Source organism: Ralstonia mannitolilytica (assembly GCF_000954135.1).
Taxonomy (GTDB): Bacteria; Pseudomonadota; Gammaproteobacteria; order Burkholderiales; family Burkholderiaceae; genus Ralstonia; species Ralstonia mannitolilytica.
The window spans coordinates 602,097-621,420 of the sequence record NZ_CP010799.1 but is presented as its reverse complement, the minus strand read 5'-3'; the positions used below and the strand labels follow the sequence as shown (position 1 = coordinate 621,420).

Annotated in this window: 11 protein-coding genes and 1 riboswitch; of the genes, 4 read left to right on the top strand and 7 right to left on the bottom strand. The window is 66.6% G+C overall.

The features are described 5' to 3' along the window. Positions 1–101 precede the first annotated feature (101 nt). From TK49_RS03010 to thiC, 5 genes are read right to left on the bottom strand one after another with little or no spacing between them, the layout of a single operon-like run. Positions 102–1,256 (bottom strand): thiamine phosphate synthase, encoded by a 1,155-nt coding sequence (locus TK49_RS03010; protein ID WP_045785384.1) that lies wholly within the window; start codon positions 1,254–1,256, stop codon positions 102–104. After that, the gene (locus TK49_RS03005) at positions 1,253–2,080 is read right to left on the bottom strand and encodes a thiazole synthase (protein ID WP_027678721.1); all 828 of its coding nucleotides are present in this window, start codon (positions 2,078–2,080) and stop codon (positions 1,253–1,255) included. The genes TK49_RS03010 and TK49_RS03005 overlap by 4 nt, the downstream gene beginning before the upstream one ends. A 9-nt stretch (positions 2,081–2,089) precedes the next feature. Then, complete coding sequence (gene thiS / locus TK49_RS03000; RefSeq protein WP_045785383.1) at positions 2,090–2,305, bottom strand: sulfur carrier protein ThiS; 216 nt, start codon at positions 2,303–2,305, stop codon at positions 2,090–2,092. Beyond that, entirely contained in the window at positions 2,302–3,447 is a 1,146-nt protein-coding gene (locus TK49_RS02995) for an FAD-dependent oxidoreductase (protein ID WP_045785382.1), read from the bottom strand. Before TK49_RS02995 ends, thiS begins: the two co-directional genes overlap by 4 nt. 13 nt (positions 3,448–3,460) lie before the next feature. Next, positions 3,461–5,356, bottom strand: coding sequence for a phosphomethylpyrimidine synthase ThiC (gene thiC / locus TK49_RS02990; protein WP_045785381.1), 1,896 nt, complete (start codon positions 5,354–5,356; stop codon positions 3,461–3,463). Between the two features lie 92 nt (positions 5,357–5,448). Beyond that, positions 5,449–5,550, bottom strand: a riboswitch (TPP riboswitch). Between the two features lie 224 nt (positions 5,551–5,774). On the opposite strand from thiC, the gene TK49_RS02985 reads away from it, so the two are divergent. Next, on the top strand, positions 5,775–6,935 hold the full coding sequence (locus TK49_RS02985; protein ID WP_045785380.1) for an NAD(P)H-dependent flavin oxidoreductase: 1,161 nt from the start codon (positions 5,775–5,777) through the stop codon (positions 6,933–6,935). 75 nt (positions 6,936–7,010) lie between these two features. Here the strand turns inward: TK49_RS02985 and TK49_RS02980 are convergent, their stop codons facing one another. Next, on the bottom strand, positions 7,011–12,044 hold the full coding sequence (locus TK49_RS02980) for a putative Ig domain-containing protein (RefSeq protein ID WP_045785379.1): 5,034 nt from the start codon (positions 12,042–12,044) through the stop codon (positions 7,011–7,013). Between the two features lie 643 nt (positions 12,045–12,687). Between TK49_RS02980 and TK49_RS02975 the strand changes: the two genes are divergently transcribed. Continuing rightward, positions 12,688–14,349 carry an acyl-CoA dehydrogenase family protein gene (locus TK49_RS02975; RefSeq protein WP_045785378.1) on the top strand — a complete coding sequence of 554 codons (1,662 nt, stop codon included), beginning with the start codon at positions 12,688–12,690 and terminating at the stop codon, positions 14,347–14,349. Between the two features lie 279 nt (positions 14,350–14,628). Then, on the top strand, positions 14,629–15,537 hold the full coding sequence (locus tag TK49_RS02970) for an amino acid ABC transporter substrate-binding protein (RefSeq protein ID WP_045785377.1): 909 nt from the start codon (positions 14,629–14,631) through the stop codon (positions 15,535–15,537). Positions 15,538–15,780: 243 nt separating this feature from the next. Here the strand turns inward: TK49_RS02970 and TK49_RS02965 are convergent, their stop codons facing one another. After that, positions 15,781–17,511, bottom strand: coding sequence for a GMC family oxidoreductase (locus TK49_RS02965; RefSeq protein ID WP_045785376.1), 1,731 nt, complete (start codon positions 17,509–17,511; stop codon positions 15,781–15,783). Between the two features lie 354 nt (positions 17,512–17,865). On the opposite strand from TK49_RS02965, the gene TK49_RS02960 reads away from it, so the two are divergent. After that, a complete protein-coding gene (locus tag TK49_RS02960; protein WP_240479900.1) occupies positions 17,866–19,290 on the top strand; it encodes a coniferyl aldehyde dehydrogenase in 1,425 nt (474 codons plus the stop codon). Positions 19,291–19,324 lie beyond the last annotated feature (34 nt).

Genomic DNA, 19,324 nt, shown 5'->3' with positions numbered 1-19,324 from the left:
GGAAAGCCGCTGCGGCAACAACCGCAGCGGCGCACGAACAGGATAGGTCAGCAAAAACGCGGGTGCGCGGCGCAAACGCGCAGACGTGCGGCGGACGATGCTTACGCGCGCACGTGCGCCGCGAACGTCGCTTGCAGTGCGTCCACCGCAGCCGGCACATCGGCGGCCTGGGTGATGGCGCGCACCACCGCCACGCTGCCCACGCCAGATTCCAGCACGCGCGGCATCGCTGCCAGGTCGATGCCACCGATGGCGACCAAAGTCGGCGCCGGCACGCGCGTGCGCATGGCGGCCGCGTAGGCGAACAGGCGGCCGAGGCCCTGCGGCACGGTCGGCATGGTCTTGGTGGGCGTGGCGAACACCGCGCCCAGTGCGAGGTAGCTCGGGTTCAACGGTGCGACGCGCAGCATTTCGGCAAAGCCGTGCGTGCTGATGCCAAGGCGCAAACCGGCCGAGCGGATCGCCACGAGGTCGGCATCGTCGATGTCTTCCTGGCCGAGGTGAATGCCGTAGATGCCGCGGCCAGGCATCTGCGCATGCACGTCGAGCGCGACTTGCCAGTGGTCATTGATGAACAGGCGCGTGGCGCTGCCGCGTGCGGCGGCTTCTGCGCGGCGCACCTGGTCGACCACGGCCTGCGCGTCGTCCGACTTGAAGCGCAACTGCACCGTCGGCACCTTGAGCGCGACGAGGCGCGCCACCCAGTCCGCATCCGGCACGACCGCGTAGATACCGAGCTGCGTCGGGCACGGCGCAAAGGCAAGGTCGGCTGCGGTCGGGCACGGCAACGCCGGTTCGAGCACGCGAGGCAGGGCATCGAATTGCGTGGGCCAAGCGAGGGCATCGGCATTGCCTTCGGCAATCCACGCGCGCGCCACGCACAGCGCATCGCGCGGTTCGAATGCCAGCGCGAGTGCCGCACCGAAGATGGCGACGAAGCGCGCATCGAATGCATCGCCTTGCGCCGCAGACGTGAAGCGATACATACCGAGGCGGTCGTACACGGTGTCGATGCGTTGATCGCCTTCCACTGCAGTCAACACAACAGCGGCGCCAGCAGAGCGAGCGCGTTCGGCTTGCGCCGTATCGGTCGTCAGCAGGACCGTGGCGGGGCTGGTGGCTTCATCAGCGCGGTCGGTCACGCTCCAGGCGTGCGGCGCTCGGCCGAAGGCTTCCACATGGCGATCGACGATCTGCGCAGCAAGGGCTGCAGCTTCCGGCCACGCGGCGGAAAAACGCAAGGCGGATGCACTCATGCCTGCTTCTCTTCCGCATGCCAGAACGGCAAACCTACAACCGGCGTGCTGGCCTGCGCGACATCACGCTCAGGCATCGGGCCCGACAGCCGCGCAAGGCGACCGGCCTGCGTGGCCATCGCAAACGCCTGCGCCATCGCCACCGGATCGCCGGCTTGGGCGACGGCGGTGTTGAGCAGCACGGCGTCGTAGCCCCATTCCATCACCTGCGTCGCGTGCGACGGCACACCCAGGCCCGCATCGACGATGAGCGGTACGTTGGGCAGGCGCTCGCGCAGCAGGCGCAGGCCGTACGGGTTGGTGGGCCCGCGGCCGGTGCCGATGGGTGCGGCCCACGGCATCAGCGCCTGGCAGCCGACGTCGAGCAGGCGGCGGCACAGCACGAGGTCTTCAGTGCAATACGGCAGCACCTTGAAGCCGTCGCGGATGAGGCGTTCGGCCGCAGCCGGCAGCGCGAGCGTGTCGGGCTGCAGCGTGTAGTCGTCGCCGATGACTTCGAGCTTGATCCAGTCGGTCTCGAACACCTCACGCGACATCTGCGCGAGCGTGTAGGCCTCGTCGGCGGAATAGCAGCCAGCGGTGTTCGGCAGCACGGGCACGCCGAGTTCGCGCAGCATCTTCCAGAAGCCCGCGCCGCCTTCGGGCGAGCCCGCGCTCTGGCGGCGCAGCGCCACCGTCAGCATGGCCGGGTTGGACACACGCACGGCGTCTTCCAGCGATTGCGGCGACGGGTAGCGCGCGGTGCCCAGCAGCAGGCGTGAGGCGAAGGTTTCGTCGTAGAGGCGCAGCGGGTCAGCCACGGCGGACAGATTCGTAGTGGTCATCGAAGACTCCTAGCCGCCCACGACGGGCTGCACGAGTGCAATGCGGTCGCCTGTCTTGAGCGCGTGCTGCGCATGGCGCGCCTTGGGCACGAAATCGCCATTCACGGATGCGGCAAACGGCGGCGCGATCTGCAGTTGCGGCGCGGCCGCACCAATGGCGTCGGCCAGCGTGCTGCCCGCAGGCAGCGCGAGCGACAGGTCGTTGAGAGTGACGTTCAGCGTCATGACAAAACAGGTTCGGGGGATGCGGCTTCAGCGAACAGCCCGGGCCATTCGCAGTCGTGCGCATCGATGGTGCGGCCGTCCAGCAACGCGCGTGCCGTCGCCACAGCGGCTTGGGTGACGGCGGGCGCAATCATGTAACCGTGCCGGTACAGGCCGTTGACCGACAGCGTGCCCGCGCCATCCCAGCGCAGCGCGGGGCGATGGTCGGGCAGCGTCGGCCGGCACTGCGTATTCAGCTCCAGCACGCGGGCCTCGCCAAACGCGGGGTGCACGGCGTAGGCCGCAGACAGCAATTCCAGCGTGGAGCGCACGCTTGCCGGCGACATGTCGTCGGATTCCAGCTCAGTCGCGCCGATCACGTACACGTTGCCCGGCTTGGGCGCGATGTACAGCGGGTAGCGCGGATGCAGCATGCGCACCGGCCGCGTGAGCGACACGTCCGGCGCATGGATGCGCGCCACTTCGCCGCGCAGGCCACGCAGGCGCGGCCACTGCGGCTTGGCACCGAGGCCACGGCAATCGAGCACGAGGCGCGCGCCCAGCCCGGCAGCGGCGAGCGCGTCGGGGCTTGGATCGGCAACCTCCGTGTTCCAGCGCAACTGCACGCCCAGCGCTTCCAGCTCGGTCGCCAGCGCATCCAGCACGCCGCGCGGGTCAAGCTGGCCTTCGCCCGCCAGATACAGGCCCTGCGTGAAGCGTTGCGCGAGCAGCGGCTCCAACTGCGCAATGCCCGCTGCATCCACGGCGCGCAGATCGGCGGCCACGCGTTCGGGCGGCGCGGCATTGCGCACGTGGTTGGCAAACAGCGATGCCTCTCCACGATCCGCCGCATGCCACACGACGAGCGTGCCGGCCTCCTGGAAGAAAACCGGCGTGCGCAGCTTCGGCAACCAGCTGCGCCACAGCGCGAGGCTGGCCAACCCCAAATCCACGACGAAACGATCGGCCACGGCGGCTTCAGCCAGCGGCGCCAGCATGGCCGCGGCCACATACGCCGCGGCACCGCTGCCGTCGCGCGGGCCGCGCTCCACCACGGCAATGCGCGCAGGCGGCACCCCCGTTTGCGCGAGTTGCCACGCACACAGGCGGCCAGCGAGGCCGCCGCCGAGGATCGTTACGTCAAATGAGGTCGAGGTTGGCATTGCACCGCTTGGCTTAGCTGTAGATCTTGCTGCCGCTCTTGCGGAACTCGATCGACTTTTCTTCCATGCCGCTCACGGCAGCAGTAGCGTTGGTGTCGAGCGTGGCCGCGTAGTCGCGCACTTCCTGCGTGATCTTCATCGAGCAGAACTTCGGACCGCACATCGAACAGAAGTGCGCGATCTTGGCGCCCTCGGCCGGCAGCGTTTCATCGTGGAAGGCGCGCGCCTTCTCCGGATCGAGGCCGAGGTTGAACTGGTCTTCCCAGCGGAACTCGAAGCGCGCCTTCGACAGCGCGTTGTCGCGCAGCTGCGCGCCGGGCCAGCCCTTGGCAAGGTCGGCCGCATGCGCGGCGATCTTGTAGGTGATGATGCCTTCGCGCACGTCTTCCTTGTCGGGCAGGCCCAGGTGTTCCTTGGGCGTGACGTAGCACAGCATGGCGGTGCCGTACCAGCCGATGTTGGCTGCGCCGATGCCGCTGGTGATGTGGTCGTAGCCCGGGGCGATGTCGGTCACCAGGGGCCCAAGCGTGTAGAACGGCGCTTCGAAGCAGTGCTTCAGCTCTTCGTCCATGTTGGCCTGCACGCGCTGCAGCGGCACGTGGCCCGGGCCTTCGATCATGACCTGCACGTCGTGCTCCCACGCCTTCTTGGTCAGTTCGCCCAGCGTGTGCAGTTCGCCGAACTGCGCGGCGTCGTTCGAGTCGGCAATGCAACCCGGGCGCAAGCCATCGCCCAGGCTGAACGACACGTCGTACGCCTTCATGATTTCGCAGATCTCGTCGAAGTGCGTGTACAGGAAGTTCTCCTTGTGATGCGCCAGGCACCACTTGGCCATGATCGAGCCACCGCGCGACACGATGCCCGTCACGCGGTCGGCCGTGAGCGGCACGTAGCGCAGCAGCACGCCGGCGTGGATGGTGAAGTAGTCCACGCCCTGCTCGGCCTGTTCGATCAGCGTGTCGCGGAACATCTCCCACGTCAGGTCTTCCGCCACGCCGCCGGTCTTGTCCAGCGCCTGGTAGATCGGAACCGTGCCGATGGGCACCGGCGAGTTGCGCAGGATCCATTCACGCGTTTCGTGAATGTGCTTGCCGGTGGACAGGTCCATGATCGTGTCGGCGCCCCAGCGGATCGCCCACACCATCTTTTCCACCTCCTCGGCCAGCGACGACGTCACCGCCGAGTTGCCGAGGTTGCCGTTGATCTTCACGCGGAAGTTGCGGCCGATGGCCATCGGCTCCAGCTCGGTGTGATTGATGTTGGCGGGGATGATTGCGCGGCCAGCGGCCACTTCCGCCCGCACGAATTCCGGCGTGATGTCTTCCGGGCGCTGCGGCAGGTTTGCGCCGTACGCGAAGCCCGGATGCTGCTTGAGCAGCTTGCGGTATTCGGGCTTGTCCATCAGCGCCTGCAGGTTCAGCGACTCGCGCAGCGCGACGTACTCCATCTCGGGCGTGATGATGCCGCGGCGCGCGTAGTGCATCTGCGTGACGTTGGCGCCAGCCTTGGCACGGCGCGGCTTGGAGATGTGCGAGAAGCGCAGGTGCGCGGTGGCCGGGTCGTTGGCGCGTGTCTGGCCGTATTCCGACGACAGGCCCGGGAGGATTTCCGTATCGCCGCGCTCGTCGATCCACTTGGCGCGCACCGGGGCAAGCCCCGCCTTCAGGTCGATGTGCACGTCGGGGTCGGAGTACGGGCCCGAGGTGTCGTACACGGGAATCGGCGGGTTCAGCATCTCGCCCTGGTCGGTGCGCGTGGCGGTCTGCTTGATCGTGCGCATCGGCACGCGAATGTCCGGGCGGCTGCCGATGATGTAGGTCTTGCTGGAAGCGGGGTACGCGAACTTCTGGTCGAGCTCGGTCTGCAGCGAGTCGAATGAGGCGGCGGGGGCGGTTTTGGCTTGGGGCATGGTCTCGTCCTTGGATGCTGTGGCCTGGTGGATCAGGCGGTGGACGAAACCGGGAGAGGTGGCGTGACCCGGAAGGGTGGGCTGCCGAGACTACGCGGTGTTCTGAAACTTCCCACGCCGGTACGAACCGGATCGGGTGCGAAGGGACTCTCTCAGCCGCACGGCCCATCCGTACGGCACCCCTGTTTCATCCAACGAGGCTGAATTTAAGCACAGGGCTGCCGGCGTTGCCAGCAAGAATTCCCGGCAGGTGACGGCTGCCGGGTCATTTCAGTCCAAACCCGCGCGCAAAGTGCATCGGGGCGCACGGGCACAGTCGGCTTGATCTGGCGCAATCCGGCCGCGTTTCACCTGTGCGACGCTCGAACCCATTTTTCATGCCTGTTGCGTTGCGGCAAAGCCGCTGGGGGGAGTTGTCATGCTGGAGCGTCGGTTCACACTCGCGGGGCGCAGCCTCGTGCCTATCGTGCAGGGCGGCATGGGCGTCGGCATCTCGGCGCACCGGCTGGCCGGCGCCGTTGCGCGCGAAGGCGGCATGGGCACCATCGCCAGCATCGACCTGCGGCATCACCATGCGGACCTCGTGGCCGCGACCGAGAAATCGCGCGACAAGGACGCCATCAACGCCGCCAATCTCGTCGCGCTCGACCGGGAAATCCGCGCCGCGCGCGCCGCATCGGAAGGCCGCGGCCTGATCGCCGTGAATGTGATGAAGGCCGTGGAATCGCACCCTGCGCTGGTGCGGCAGGCCTGCGAGAGCGGCGCCGATGCGATCGTCATGGGCGCAGGGCTGCCGCTCGATCTGCCGGAGATGACGGCGGAGCATCCGAAGGTGGCGCTCATCCCCATCCTTTCCGACTCGCGCGGCGTGGGCGTCGTGCTCAAACGTTGGATGAAAAAGGCGCGGCTGCCGGACGCGGTGGTGATCGAGCACCCCACGCATGCGGGCGGCCACCTGGGCGCGGCGCGCATCGAAGATTTGCGCGACGAGCGGTTCTCGTTTGCGCGCGTGCTGGATGAATGCCGGGAGTTGTTCATCAAGCTGGGGCTGGCGGCGGAGCAGATTCCGATCATCCTCGCGGGCGGCATCGATTCGCATGCCAAGGTGAAACACTGGCTCGACAAGGGCGCCGCTGCGGTGCAGCTCGGTACGGCGTTTGCGGTGACGGAAGAGGGCGATGCGCACGTGCGCTTCAAGCGGGTGCTGACGGGTGCGGAGCAAGGCGATATCAGCGAGTTTGTCAGCGTGGCCGGGCTGCCCGCGCGGGCCGTGATGACGCCTTGGCTGTCGCGTTATCTGTCTCGCGAAAGCGCGCTGCAGGCCAAGGCCAAGGTGCGGGACTGCCTGCAGGGGTTCGATTGCCTGCAGACGTGCGGCCTGCGGGATGGCATCGGCAAGGTGGGGCAGTTCTGCATTGACCTGAAGCTGGCGCAGGCGCTGCGGGGGGACGTGGAACGCGGGCTGTTTTTCCGCGGGGCGGGGAAGCTGCCGTTCGGGGAGGCGATCCGGCCGGTGCGGGAGTTGATGCATTACTTGTTGACGGGGGAGAAGCCGGCGGAATCCTCGACGGCAACCTGATGCGCTGGACATCTCGTCGGAAAGAAAAGCCAGCCCGAAGGCTGGCTTTTTGTTGGGCGCTGACCGCTTGTTGCCTCAGAACGGTGCAGCAAACGTCAACCGGATGCCCTGCTGCAAACCGCCCATCCCGGCCATCACGCTGTAGTCCAGCCCAAACGTGAGCGGCCCGGTGCGGAACTTCGTTCCCAACCCGATCTGCATGCGATCGCGCCCAAACGGCGTGCCCGGCACGTAATAGGCAGGGCCCGCCGATGCCAGATCGGCATACGCCAACCCTGCGTTGCTCTGACCGTTGAAGTCGTGCTGGTACTCCACGCGCGCAAACGGCAAGAAGGTGCCCCACTTGGTCTTCTGCGTGTATTCCGCGCGCAGGCCGAGCGTGCCGGATACCGTCGTCACCGTCTGGTCGAAGTACGTCAGCGCGTTGAGGCCGGCGCCCGATTCAGTGAACTGATCCAGCGTCGATTGCGAGACCGACAAACGGCCGTAAGGCGAGACCAGCCAGGTGCGATCGCGATGCTCGTAGCCGGCCGACACGGAGGCGAACACCTGCTTGCCGTTGCGTTTGCCGGTGGCGAAGTCGTTGGAGTCCGTCACCCAACGGCGCGAGTCGAAGCTGAGCGTGCCGAAGCCGGCCACACCATCGACGAACAACGAAGGCAGCGGGCGATAGCTGCCGTAGAGCGCGAGGCTATAGCTGTCGCCCGTGCTCTTGGTGCCCGCGTTGCCGATGTCGGTGGAATCGCGCCCGTAGCCGAAACCAGCACCGATCGAGAGCTGATCGGACACGCGGTAATCCGCGCCGGCTGTCACGCCGCCCGTGGTGAAGCGGAAACCGGAGCGTTGCGAGCCAGCGTTGGCGAAACCGAAGTCCAGCGTACCGGCACTCCAGAAGGCGAGGTTCGGGTCGGTGTTGTCCGGGCCCGCGCCCGCCGCGTCGGCACCGGGCAGGTCAGGGCCGGCATCTGCGTTCGACTTGTCGGCGTTGCCGTTGGCCGCATCGGTGGTGCGCTTGGCCCGTGCGAACGGGCGCACGCCCTGGCCCTCACCGCGCATGCACGCATCGTGCGCAGAAATGCCGACCACATCCTGGCAACGCGCCTGCATGTCAACGCGCTGGCCCGGCATGGCCACCGTCAGACCGTTGCTTGACGGTGCCCGGCCGCTGCCATGCAGCGCTTCCAGGCGACGGTTGTAGTTGTCGATCTGCGTGGTGGCAAAGCGGCGCGCGGCCTGGACTTGCGCGTTGATCAGGCCTGCCACGTCGGGGTCGGCCGAGGGGTCCTTGCGCGGAGCAACGTTCACCTGCACGGTTGCCGGCGCCGAAGTGGCAAACGCGTTGGACAGCGTGTAGGTGATGGCAGCTTGACCGCTGTAGGTGCCCGACGGAGTGAAGTTCAGCACGTAGGTCGATGCCGCCGCAGCCGGGCTCCTCACGCCTGCCGGCGTCTGCACGGCCTTCTGCACGATCGTGGCCGTACCGGCGTTGGCTGGCACCACCGACACCAGCGTCGCCCCCGTGAAGGGGCCACCCGTGGCGCCTTCGGTCAAGTCCACGCTCACCCCCTGACCCGACGACGTGATGGCTTGCTTCTGCACCACGGCAATCGGCACCGCGTTCACGTTGACCGTCACCGGAATCGGCGCCGATGTGCCCGCCGTGTTGATCAGCGCATAGGTGAAGTTGACGGCGCCAGAGGTGGTCGGGGTCGGCGTGTAGACGATGTCCAGCCCGTTGACGACGGCGGTGCCGCTGGCAGGCGGACTGACAATCGCGATGGACGAGAACGGACCGCCCGTTGCATTGGCCGTTGCATGCAGCGTGATCGGCACCGTTGACATGGTGGTGGCCGTGATTGCCGGCGCGGTGCCGATCGCCTGACCGACTGTGATCGTGTAGCTGCGTGTCCCGCTGTACGGGGCACCCACTCCGGTGCTGCTGTCGGTGGCCTTCACAGTGAACGTGCTGCTGCCCAGCGTGGTGGGCGTGCCGGACAGAACGCCTGTGCTGGCATTCAGGCTGAGGCCCGCGGGCAACGACCCTGTGGATACGGCGTAGGTGTAAGGGGCGGTGCCGCCGGTGGCGCTGAAGGTCTGGCTGTAGGCCGTGGTGACCTGGGCCGACGTTGCGACCGCCGGATTGACCGTGATCGTGGGCGCGCCGATGGTGACGCTGTAGGCACGGCTGGCGGTAAAGCTGTTGGCGTCGGTAGCCGTGATCGTGAAGTTGAACGTGCCTCCTGCGGAGGGCGTGCCCGACAGCACGCCGGAGGTGTTCAGGCTCAAGCCAGCCGGCAATGCGCCCGCCGTCACGGCATAGGTGTACGGCGCGGTGCCGTTGGCCGCCGTTATGGTCTGGCTGTACGCGGTTGCAACGCCCGGGTTGGGCAGCGTGACGGGCGATACCGTCACGCTGGGCGCAGCGATGGTGAGCGTATAGACACCGCTGACCGCAAACGGAGCGCCCGCCCCTGTCGAACTGTCGGTAGCGGTGACGGTAAAGCTGACCGTGCCGGCCGTGGTTGGGGTACCGGCCAGCGTGCCGGTAGCGCCGTTCCACGTCAGGCCCGTGGGCACGGTGCCGCTGTTGACCACAAAGCCATAGGTGTACGGATTCGTACCACCGCTTGCGGTGAAGTTGCGGCTGTAAGCCATGCCGGCCACACCGCTGAGAGAACCCGAGGCCGGCGTGATGACCAAGGTGGGCGACCCAATCGTCAGCGAGTAGGCGCGGCTACCCGTGTAGGGGCCGGTTCCGGTACTGCTGTCAGTCGCGGTGACGGTGAAGTTGAACGTGCCGCCGGCCGTGGGCGTACCCGACAGCGTGCCGTTGCTGGACAGCGTCAGCCCGGTCGGCAGCGAGCCTGCCGCGACGGCGTACGTGTAAGGACCTGTGCCGCCGCTTGCCAAGAGGGTCTGGCTGTATGCCGTGGCGATGGTGCCGCCCGGCAGCGTGTTCGGGCTAACCGAGACGGTGGCTGCGTTGACCGTCAAGGTGTACGCGCGCGAGCCGGTATAGCTGTTGGCATCGGTGGCTGTGACCGTGAAGTTGGAGCTGCCGCCGGCCGTGGGCGTACCGGTGATTGCGCCGGTGCTGCCGTTCAAGGTCAGGCCAGCCGGCAGCGCGCCGGCCGTCAGCGCGTAGCTATAAGGCGCGGCACCCCCGCCGGCCGTGGCAGTCTGGCTGTAGGCGACGCCCACCGTCGCCGCAGTCAGCGTGGCGGGCGACACGGTAATGGTGGGCGCCGTGGTGGTCAGCGTATAGGTGCCAGACGTGCTGTACGGCCCCGTGCCCGTTGCGTGATCGGTCGCGGTGACCGTGAAGTTGACCGAGCCCGTGGTAATGGGCGTACCGGACAACACGCCGGTACCGGTATTGAACGAGAGGCCGGTCGGCATCGTGCCGCTGTTGACGACAAGGCTGTAGGTGTACGGGGCCACGCCGCCACTCACCGTGAAGGCCTGGCTGTACGCCACGCCGGCTGAGGCGCTGAGACCGCCCGATGCCGGTGTGACTGCCAACGTGGGCGCGTTGACGACGAGCGTATAGGCACGGCTGCCTGTATAGGGGCCGCTGCCGGTACTGCTGTCGGTGGTGGTCACGGTGAAGTTGAACGTGCCGCCTGCCGTGGGCGTCCCCGACAGCACCCCGCCCGAACTGAACGTGAGGCCCGCCGGCAACGCTCCGGAAGCGATGGCGTAGGTGTAGGCCGCCGTACCGCCGCTGGCCGTTATCGTCTGGCTGTATGCCGTTGCAGCGGTGGCATTGGTCAGCGCGGAAGGCGAGAGCGTGATCGTCGGGGCGGCAACTGTCAGCGTGAGCGTGCCGCTGGTCGCTGTGAATGGGCCGGCACCCGTGCTGCTGTCGGTGGCCGTCACGGTGAAGTTGAACGTACCGCCCGCCGTGGGCGTACCCGAGAGCGTACCGTTGCTGGCCAGCGAAATGCCGGCCGGCAGCGCCCCCGAGGCAATCGTATAGGTGTAAGGCCCCGTGCCGCCGCTGGCCGAAGCCAGCGCCTGGCTATAAGCCGTACCCACCGTGCCCGCCGCAGGTGACGACGGCGCATACGTGACAGTCGGATTCGACACGGTGACCGTCACGGTGGCCGGCGCCGACGTGCCGCCCACGTTGGTCGCCGTGTACGTGAACGAGTCCGTGCCCGAGTACGACGCGTTGGGTGTGTAGGTGATCGACGTGCCCGACGCTGTGGCCGTGCCGTGCGCTGCCTGCGTTGCGACGGCCACGCTGGTGGGCGCGCCGCCAGTGATGTTCAGCGTGACGGGGTTGCTTGTGCTGCCGTGCGCAACGGTGGTGCTGACCGCATTCGCAACGGGAGGCGCCACAAAGGTGTAACGATCAAACGCGCTGGTGGGGCTGGTTCCGCTGGCGTTGGTCACGGTGACGTCTACCGTACCGGCCGCCCCTGCGGGCGCGGTGGCTGTGATCGACGTGGCGCTGTTGACGGTGAAGCTGCTTGCGTTGGTCGCGCCAAACTTGACCGCCGTGGTGCCGGCGAAATTCGTGCCGGTGATGGTGACGGAGGTGCCGCCGGCGGTCGGGCCTGAGCTCGGCGAAACGCTCGTCACCGTGGGCGCAGTGGAGATGACAGTGATGCTGACGATACCGTTGGGCAGCCAGGTGACGCCGTCATTGCTGGTGTAGAACGTGGCGGTATCGGTGCCACTGAAGCCGTTCGGCGGGGTGTATACGAAACCATTGGTATTCGGATCCCCCGACGGCGGTACCGAACCGTTGTAGATGGCGACTGTGCCGCCTTGGGCGGTCGCCGTATTAAAGACAAAGACCGGGCCGGAAGAACTGTTTGCATCGCCGACAGAATCGTAAGCAATGCCAGCCAGGAAGGGGTCGCAGTTGCTCGTGTCCGCGCCCGTAAAGACATAAGACTTCTGCACATTCATGTTGGTCGCGAATGTGACGGTGCAGGGCGCAGCGAGTGCTGCTTGCGACAACACCGTCATCCAAATCGCCAGCACGGCCAGCAGGCCTCGGCGCAGCCATTCCCGCCCCTGCGCCTCCAGACAACGGAACATCGACCATCCGGCGACCCCACGCCGGCCATACGGGCTGCTTTGTGTCAGCACGCGCATTTCTCCCTCGCCCCGCCCGCTGTGTAGCGGGCTTTTTGCTTTGTGGTGTTTTCGGAATACTCAGTGCCGGATCCCCATCCGGCACGTCCCGATGATGAGGGGAAACAGCATGCGGATTTGCACAAGCAATCCATTGCAACGGGCGTAGCCGCGCAAGGGGACAGTGTTAATCCTTGGAAATACTCCCCGATAGATCAATGCGGCTTTCTTATCTTTTATGGGAATAGACGCAGAGATCCAGCGCGATGCTAAAAAAACGCTACCACCGCGTCAATACCACCTTTCGGACGCCTCCGCTTGATGTCGCACTTTTGGCACGTTCCACGTTGATACGGCGTTTTTATGAAGGCACGTAAACATTTCGCCCATTATTTTTTTGATACACCGTGACCAGAACGCCAATCAAATTGAGACGCAGAAACCATTAATAGAAGAATTGCTGCGTTGAAGCATTCAATATCGTGGCGATGCGACATTACAAGGAGCGTTGCGCCGCAATACCTTGCGGAAATTCGCTTGATGAGCAGCCGGATGGCACTGCCGTACAAACAGACGCTGTATGGAAATCCCTCTCCACCCAGCCCGCCCCCCGGTGGTCTACCATGGCCCACACACCCAAAAGCGCCACGCCAGGAGACTCCCAATGCCCACAGAGGCCACCCACCGCGTCTTCAACCAGGTCCCGGACCTGACCGGCTTCAACCCCTTCACGTCCGACACCACGCTGCAAGGCGCGCTCGAACGCCTGGGCGGCGGCTGGAACGCCGGCGCGCTGCAAGCCTTCGGTGACCAGCTCGGCGCGCCGGAGACGCTGCAGTGGGCTGCGGAGGCCAACACCTATCACCCCGAACTCCACACCCACAGCCGCACGGGCGAGCGCATCGACGCCATCCGCTTCGACCCCGCCTGGCACGCGCTGCTCGGCCTGATGCGCAGCCAGGGGCTGCAGGCCCTGCCGTTTGCCGACCCACGCCCGGGCGCCTGGGCCGCGCGCACCGCCGGTTATTTCATGCAGGCACAGATCGAATCCGGCACGCTGTGCCCGGCGACGATGACGTTCGCCAGCATTCCCGTGCTGCAGAAAGAAACCGCGTTGTTTGCCGACCTGGGGCCGCGTCTCTACGCCCGAGAACACGACGCACGCGATCTGCCGTGGCGCCAGAAAACCGCCATCCTCGTCGGCATGGGCATGACCGAAAAGCAGGGCGGCTCCGATGTGCGCAGCAACACCACGGTGGCAATGCCCTTGCGCGGCGAGGGCCGTGGCGCAACGTACGCCATCACCGGCCACAAGTGGTTCTTCTCTGCGCCGATGTGCGATGCGCACCTGGTGGTCGCGCGCATGGGTGCAGAAGACGGCCCGCTGTCGTGCTTCTTCGTGCCGCGCTTTCGCGATGACGGCAGCAAGAACCCGATCCAGATCCAGCGCCTGAAAGACAAGCTCGGCAACCGCTCGAACGCGAGCAGCGAAGTCGAGTTTCGCGGTGCGGAGGGCATCCTCATCGGCGAGGAAGGGCGCGGCATTCCGACCATCATCGAGATGGCGACGCACACGCGGCTCGATTGCGTGATCGGCAGCGCGGCCATCCTGCGCCACGCGCTGATGCAGGCGCTGCACCACGCACGCCACCGCATGGCATTCGGCCGCCTGCTGGCCGACCAACCGCTGATGCGCAACGTGCTGGCCGATCTGGCCCTGGAATCGCAAGCCGCGACCTTGCTGATGATGGAACTCGGCAATGCGTTCGAGCGGGCCGATGTCGATCCGCTGGCCGCAGCGTGGAAACGCATTGTCACGCCTGCCGCCAAGTTCTGGGTCTGCAAGCGCACCATCGAAGCGACCGGCGAGGCGATGGAAGTCTGGGGCGGCAACGGCTATGTGGAAGAAGGCCCGATGGCCCGCCTGTACCGCGAGGCGCCGGTCAATTCCATCTGGGAAGGCTCGGGCAACGTGATGTGCCTGGACGTGCTGCGCGCCATCGGCCGCACGCCGGACGATGCGCTGCGCCTGGTGCACGACATTGGAGAGCGCGCCCAGGGCCACCGTGCCGTGCGGGCGGAGTTGGCCGCGCTGCAGGCGATGCTGCATCAGCCCGGTGACATCCAGGAAACCTCCGCGCGCCGCATCGCGCAGGGGCTGGCGCTCACGGCGCAGGCGGCGCTGATGCTGGCCCACGCCCACCCGGACGACGCCGAGCGCTTTATCGCCAGCCGTTTCCATCACCAGCATGGCCGTGTGTTCGGCACGCTCGATGGGCATGCGCAAGAACTCGGCGCCGTGCTGCAGCGCGCGTGGCCCGTGTAACACCACCCCGGGGAATGCGGCCAAACGTGAGCGCACGCTTTCGCCGAACGCTCTTCACCACGGGCCGACGTCTGGCCGCTTATCCAGGCACCGCAGAGGTGCTTGAGGGTATACCCGCAATCAGCGCATAATGCGCGCCCATGGCGGCGCGTGACATTGCCTCACGTTTTGGCATTCCCCGGGGGGAGTGACGGCGCGCACGCCAGAGCTGCGCCGACAGGGCAACAGCGCAGCCAGTCGTGCCACTAGAGCCCTAACCCTCTCCCAGGACCGTTGACGATGTCGTTCCCCGCGCGCACGTGGCTGCTGGCCGCGCTTGCCGTTCCCGCCGCTGTTTCCGCCACATTCTTCTCACCCGACGCTGCTGCCGCCACCCCGACGCTGGATCGCATCCGCGACTCCGGCACGGTGCATGTGGCGTATCGGGAAGACTCCATCCCCTTCTCGTATCTCGATGGCACCAAGCCGGTCGGCTACGCCATCGACATCTGCTCGCGGCTGATCGACTCGCTGCGCACGTCGCTCAAGCGCCCCGACCTGAAGGTGCAGTACGTGCCCGTCACGGCCGCCAACCGCCTGGACGTGATCGCCACGGGCAAGGCCGACCTGGAATGCGGCTCGACGAACAACTCGCCGGAGCGCCGGCAGAAGGTGGCCTTCACGATCCCGCACTACATCACCAAGGGCCGCATGCTGGTGAAGGCCAGCTCGCCGATCCAGCAATGGGAAGACCTGAACGGCAAGACGGTGGTGGCCGCGCGCGGCTCGACCAATGCCGACCTCGCACGCAAGCTCAACGAAACGGGCATGACGATCCAGGTGGTGGAGGCCAATGACCTGCGCAGCGCGTTTGCGATGCTGGCCGATGGCCGCGCCAACGCGTTTGCCGGCGACGACATCCTGCTCTCGGGCATGCGCGCCACGGCAAAGAACCCGGCTGACTACCGCCTGGCGGGCAAGACGCAGCTTGTGTCGTCGTACGCGATCATGCTGAGCAAGCAGGATCCGGAGTTCAAGAAGCTGATCGACCAGGCGATGACGCGGCTGATTGTCGACGGCGAGGTGCCGAAGCTCTACAAGAAGTGGTTCCAGCAGCCGATTCCGCCGAATGGGGTGAATCTGGAGGTGCCGATGAGTTATTTGTTGCGGGATTCGTTTAATACGCCTACGGATAGTGCTGGGAACTGATCTCTGATTTGCTTCGGGGTGCTCGTTGATGGTGTTGGGGCATCCCTGAAAGGCGCGCCCGAGATGGCGACTTCCCCTTGAATTTATGTGACCGTGCGGGGAAGGAGGCAAACTCGCTGCGCTCAGACAGGCCTCCTTCCTTTTTCCGCCCGCTCACAGAAATTCAAGGCGCCATCTAGGGCTCCAACGGCCACACCGTTGGTATGCGGAGGGCGGCGCTGCGGTTCGCCGCCCTCGCTGTTTTCAGTGCACCTCCGCCGGCGCTGCCTGCACCGCGATGCTGCTCACCACATTCAGTGTCGGGCGTCCGCCTTGACGCATGAGGTCTGCGGCGCGCTCGGCAATCATGATGATTGGGGCGTTGGTGTTGCCGCCGATGAGCGTCGGCATGACGGAGCCGTCGATCACGCGCAGGCCTGTCAGGCCGCGCACGCGCAGTTCGGGGTCGACCACGGCCATGCCATCGTCGGCGCTGCCCATCTTGCAGGTGCCGACGGGGTGGTAGATGGTGTCGGCGTGCTGGCGGATGAGGGCGCGCACGGCTTCGTCGTCGGAGCCGTCGCCGCGGATGTTGGCTGAATACAGCTCGCGCCCGCCCAGGTCGGCCAGCGGGCGCTGCGCGAAGATGCTCTTCACTGCGCGGAAGCCGGCGAGCATGCCGGCCATGTCGTCGGGGTCGGAAAGGAACTTGGGATCGATCAGCGGGGCGTCGCGCGTGTCGGCGGAGGCCAGGCGCACTTCGCCGCGGCTCTTCGGGCGCAGCACGCAGACGTGGCACGAATAGCCGTGGCCGTAGTTGAACGTGCGGTTGTGGTTGTCGGCCATGGCGACCACGAAGTGCAGTTGCAGATCGGGATCGGCCAGGTCTGGCCGGCTCTTGATGAAGCCGCCGGCTTCGGCAAAGTTGGTCGCCAGCATGCCGCGACGCTCGCGCCGGTAGCGCAGGATCTCGCTCAGCATGTTCACGCTGCCGCGCAGCGAATAGCCGATCAGGTCGAGGTTGAACGTCTTCTTGTGCAGGATGATGTCGAGGTGGTCCTGCAGGTTCTGGCCGACGCCAGGCAGGTCGTGCACGACCGGAATGCCGAGCGCGCGCAGATGCTCGGCCGGGCCCACGCCCGAGGCCATCAGCAATTGCGGCGAGCCGAATGCGCCCGACGACACGATCACCTCGCGCCGCGCACGCAACGTTTCGGTGCGGCCGCCGCGCTCCACCATCACACCCGTGGCGCGCTTGCCGTCGAAGACGATGCGCAGCGCCTGCGTGTCGGGCAGCACCGTGAGCTGACGGCGGTTGCGGCAGAACGTGGCATCGGCCTTGTCGCCGCCATGCAGGTAGGCGCGCGCGGCGTTCCAGCGCTCGCCGTTGTACTGCGTGACCTGATACGGGCCGACACCCTCCTGCCGCGGGCCGTTGAAATCGTCGTTGCGCGGGTAGCCCGCGGCCACGGCGGCCTCGACAAAGCGACGGGCAATCGGGTTGCCGGTGCGCAGGTCACTCACGTGCAGCGGGCCGGTGCCGCCGTGCAGCGGATCATCGTCGCGACCCGCGCAGCGCTCGTTTCCTTCGGCGCGCCTGAAGTAGGGCAGGACGTCGCTCCAGCCCCAGCCGGTGCAGCCGAGGGCGGCCCAGTGGTTGTAATCGCTGGGCGTGCCGCGGATGTAGATCATTGCGTTCAGCGATGAGCTGCCGCCGAGACCGCGCCCGCGCGGCTGGTAGCCCTGGCGCCCACCGAGGCCCGGCTGCGGCACGGTCAGGAAGCCATAGTTGCGCTTGTTCTTGAACGGCAGCGACGCCGCGCAGCCGGCCGGCACCCACACCGAGAGGTGATGATCGTGCGGCCCGGCTTCCAGCAGGGCGACAGTGACGTCCGGGTCTTCGGTCAGCCGGCTGGCAAGCGCGCAACCGGCCGAGCCGGCGCCGACGATGACGTAGTCGAAAGTCAGCGCGGAGGTGAGCGAATCCGTGGCCATGGGTGTCTCCGGATGGTGTTTTTTATCTGGGCGAGCGACGCCGCCAGCTGTCTGCCGGTCTTGAATTCACATCCTAGGCGCGCTGGGTTGTTTCAAACGGCCGGGCTTACCCGCATTAGAGGCATCGTTCGATGTCACGCAGCAAACCGGCGCGCCGCCGCCCATCAACCCTTGCTCGAGTAGCGATGACGGGATGCCGCAACGCAACAATTCCGCGCTGGCACACGGTTGCGCGGGCCCAGGCAAGCCTGGCATGCGGCACACGGCAGGCGCGTATCAGCCCGTCGCACGCGCGCGTGGCGACCATACTGCTTTGCAATTGCACCGATCCGCCGACCTTGCCAGGAGCCTCCCATGCAACCTGCCGACCTGCCCGCCCCGCATATGCTGCGCATGCAGCAGACCTTCGAGGCCATGCGCGCCTCCCACCAGGCCGACATGCTGCCCACCTGGCCCGTGCGCCGGGATCGGCTGATGCGCCTCAAGCGCCTTGTCATGGACAACCGCGAGGCCATCGCCCAGGCGGTCAGCGCAGATTTCGGCAATCGCTCGCGGCAGGAAACCGAGTTGCTGGAGATCTTCCCGAGCGTGGACGGCATCAAGCACGCGCTGTCGCATGGCAAGCGCTGGATGCGCGTGCAGCGACGCGGCGTGAGTCTGTGGTTCCGGCCGGCCAGCACGCGGCTGATTCCGCAGCCGCTGGGCGTGGCGGGCATCGTCGTGCCGTGGAACTACCCGATCTATCTGACCATCGGGCCGCTGGTCTCCGCACTGGCCGCGGGCAACCGGGCGATGGTCAAGCTCTCGGAATACACGCCGCGCTTTTCCGCCCTGTTTGCCGACCTGGTCGAGCGCAGCTTTGCCGCCGATGAAGTGCGCGTCATCAATGGCGATGCGGCCGTTGCCGAGGCCTTCTCGCGGCTGCCGTTCGACCACCTGCTGTTCACCGGCTCCACCAACGTCGGCCATCACGTCATGCGCGCCGCCGCCGACAACCTCACGCCCGTGACGCTCGAGCTGGGCGGCAAATCGCCCACGCTGATCGGGCCGGATGCGGACTTTGACCGCGCGGTGGAGCGCACGCTGGTGGGCAAGCTGCTCAACGCCGGCCAGACCTGCGTGGCGCCCGACTACGTGCTACTGCCCGCGGGCACCGAACAGCGCTTCATCGATGCCGCACGCAAGCTGGTCGGCAAGATGTACCCCGACATGGCGCGCAACCGCGATTACACGACGCTCATCAGCCCGCGCCACTTCCAGCGCATGGCCAGCCTGGCCGACGAGGCCCGCGAGCAGGGCGCGCAAGTGCTGCCGCTCACCAATGTTGCGCCCAACGACGCTACGCGCCTGTTCCCGCCCGCGCTCATCACCGGCGGCACCGACGACATGCGCGTCATGCAGGAAGAGATCTTCGGCCCGCTGCTGCCCCTGGTGCCCTATCGCACGCTGGACGAGGCCATCGACTACATCAACGCGCGCCCGCGCCCGCTCGCGCTGTACGTGTTCGAGCGCAGCAACAGCACCATCGACCGCGTAATGAGCAGCACCATCGCCGGCGGCGTCTGCATCAACGAAACCCTGCTGCACGTGGCGCAGGACGACCTGCCCTTTGGCGGCGTGGGCGCCAGCGGCATGGGCGCGTACCACGGCATCCACGGGTTCGAGCGGTTCTCGAAGATGAAGCCGGTGTTCAAGCAGGCCCGGCTGAACGGGCTGGGCCTGTTCCGCGCGCCGTACGGGAAGACGTTCGAGACGATGATGAAGCTGCTTGTACGCTGACAATTCATTAGCAACGATGAGGTTTTAGCAGCCA

Excerpts from the sequence above, each read along its gene's own strand:
- TK49_RS03010 (WP_045785384.1), bottom strand. The coding sequence starts at position 1,256 with ATGAGTGCATCCGCCTTGCGTTTTTCCGCCGCGTGGCCGGAAGCTGCA.
- TK49_RS03005 (WP_027678721.1), bottom strand. The coding sequence starts at position 2,080 with ATGACCACTACGAATCTGTCCGCCGTGGCTGACCCGCTGCGCCTCTAC.
- thiS (WP_045785383.1), bottom strand. The coding sequence starts at position 2,305 with ATGACGCTGAACGTCACTCTCAACGACCTGTCGCTCGCGCTGCCTGCG.
- TK49_RS02995 (WP_045785382.1), bottom strand. The coding sequence starts at position 3,447 with ATGCCAACCTCGACCTCATTTGACGTAACGATCCTCGGCGGCGGCCTC.
- thiC (WP_045785381.1), bottom strand. The coding sequence starts at position 5,356 with ATGCCCCAAGCCAAAACCGCCCCCGCCGCCTCATTCGACTCGCTGCAG.
- TK49_RS02985 (WP_045785380.1), top strand. The coding sequence starts at position 5,775 with ATGCTGGAGCGTCGGTTCACACTCGCGGGGCGCAGCCTCGTGCCTATC.
- TK49_RS02980 (WP_045785379.1), bottom strand. The coding sequence starts at position 12,044 with ATGCGCGTGCTGACACAAAGCAGCCCGTATGGCCGGCGTGGGGTCGCC.
- TK49_RS02975 (WP_045785378.1), top strand. The coding sequence starts at position 12,688 with ATGCCCACAGAGGCCACCCACCGCGTCTTCAACCAGGTCCCGGACCTG.
- TK49_RS02970 (WP_045785377.1), top strand. The coding sequence starts at position 14,629 with ATGTCGTTCCCCGCGCGCACGTGGCTGCTGGCCGCGCTTGCCGTTCCC.
- TK49_RS02965 (WP_045785376.1), bottom strand. The coding sequence starts at position 17,511 with ATGGCCACGGATTCGCTCACCTCCGCGCTGACTTTCGACTACGTCATC.
- TK49_RS02960 (WP_240479900.1), top strand. The coding sequence starts at position 17,866 with ATGCAACCTGCCGACCTGCCCGCCCCGCATATGCTGCGCATGCAGCAG.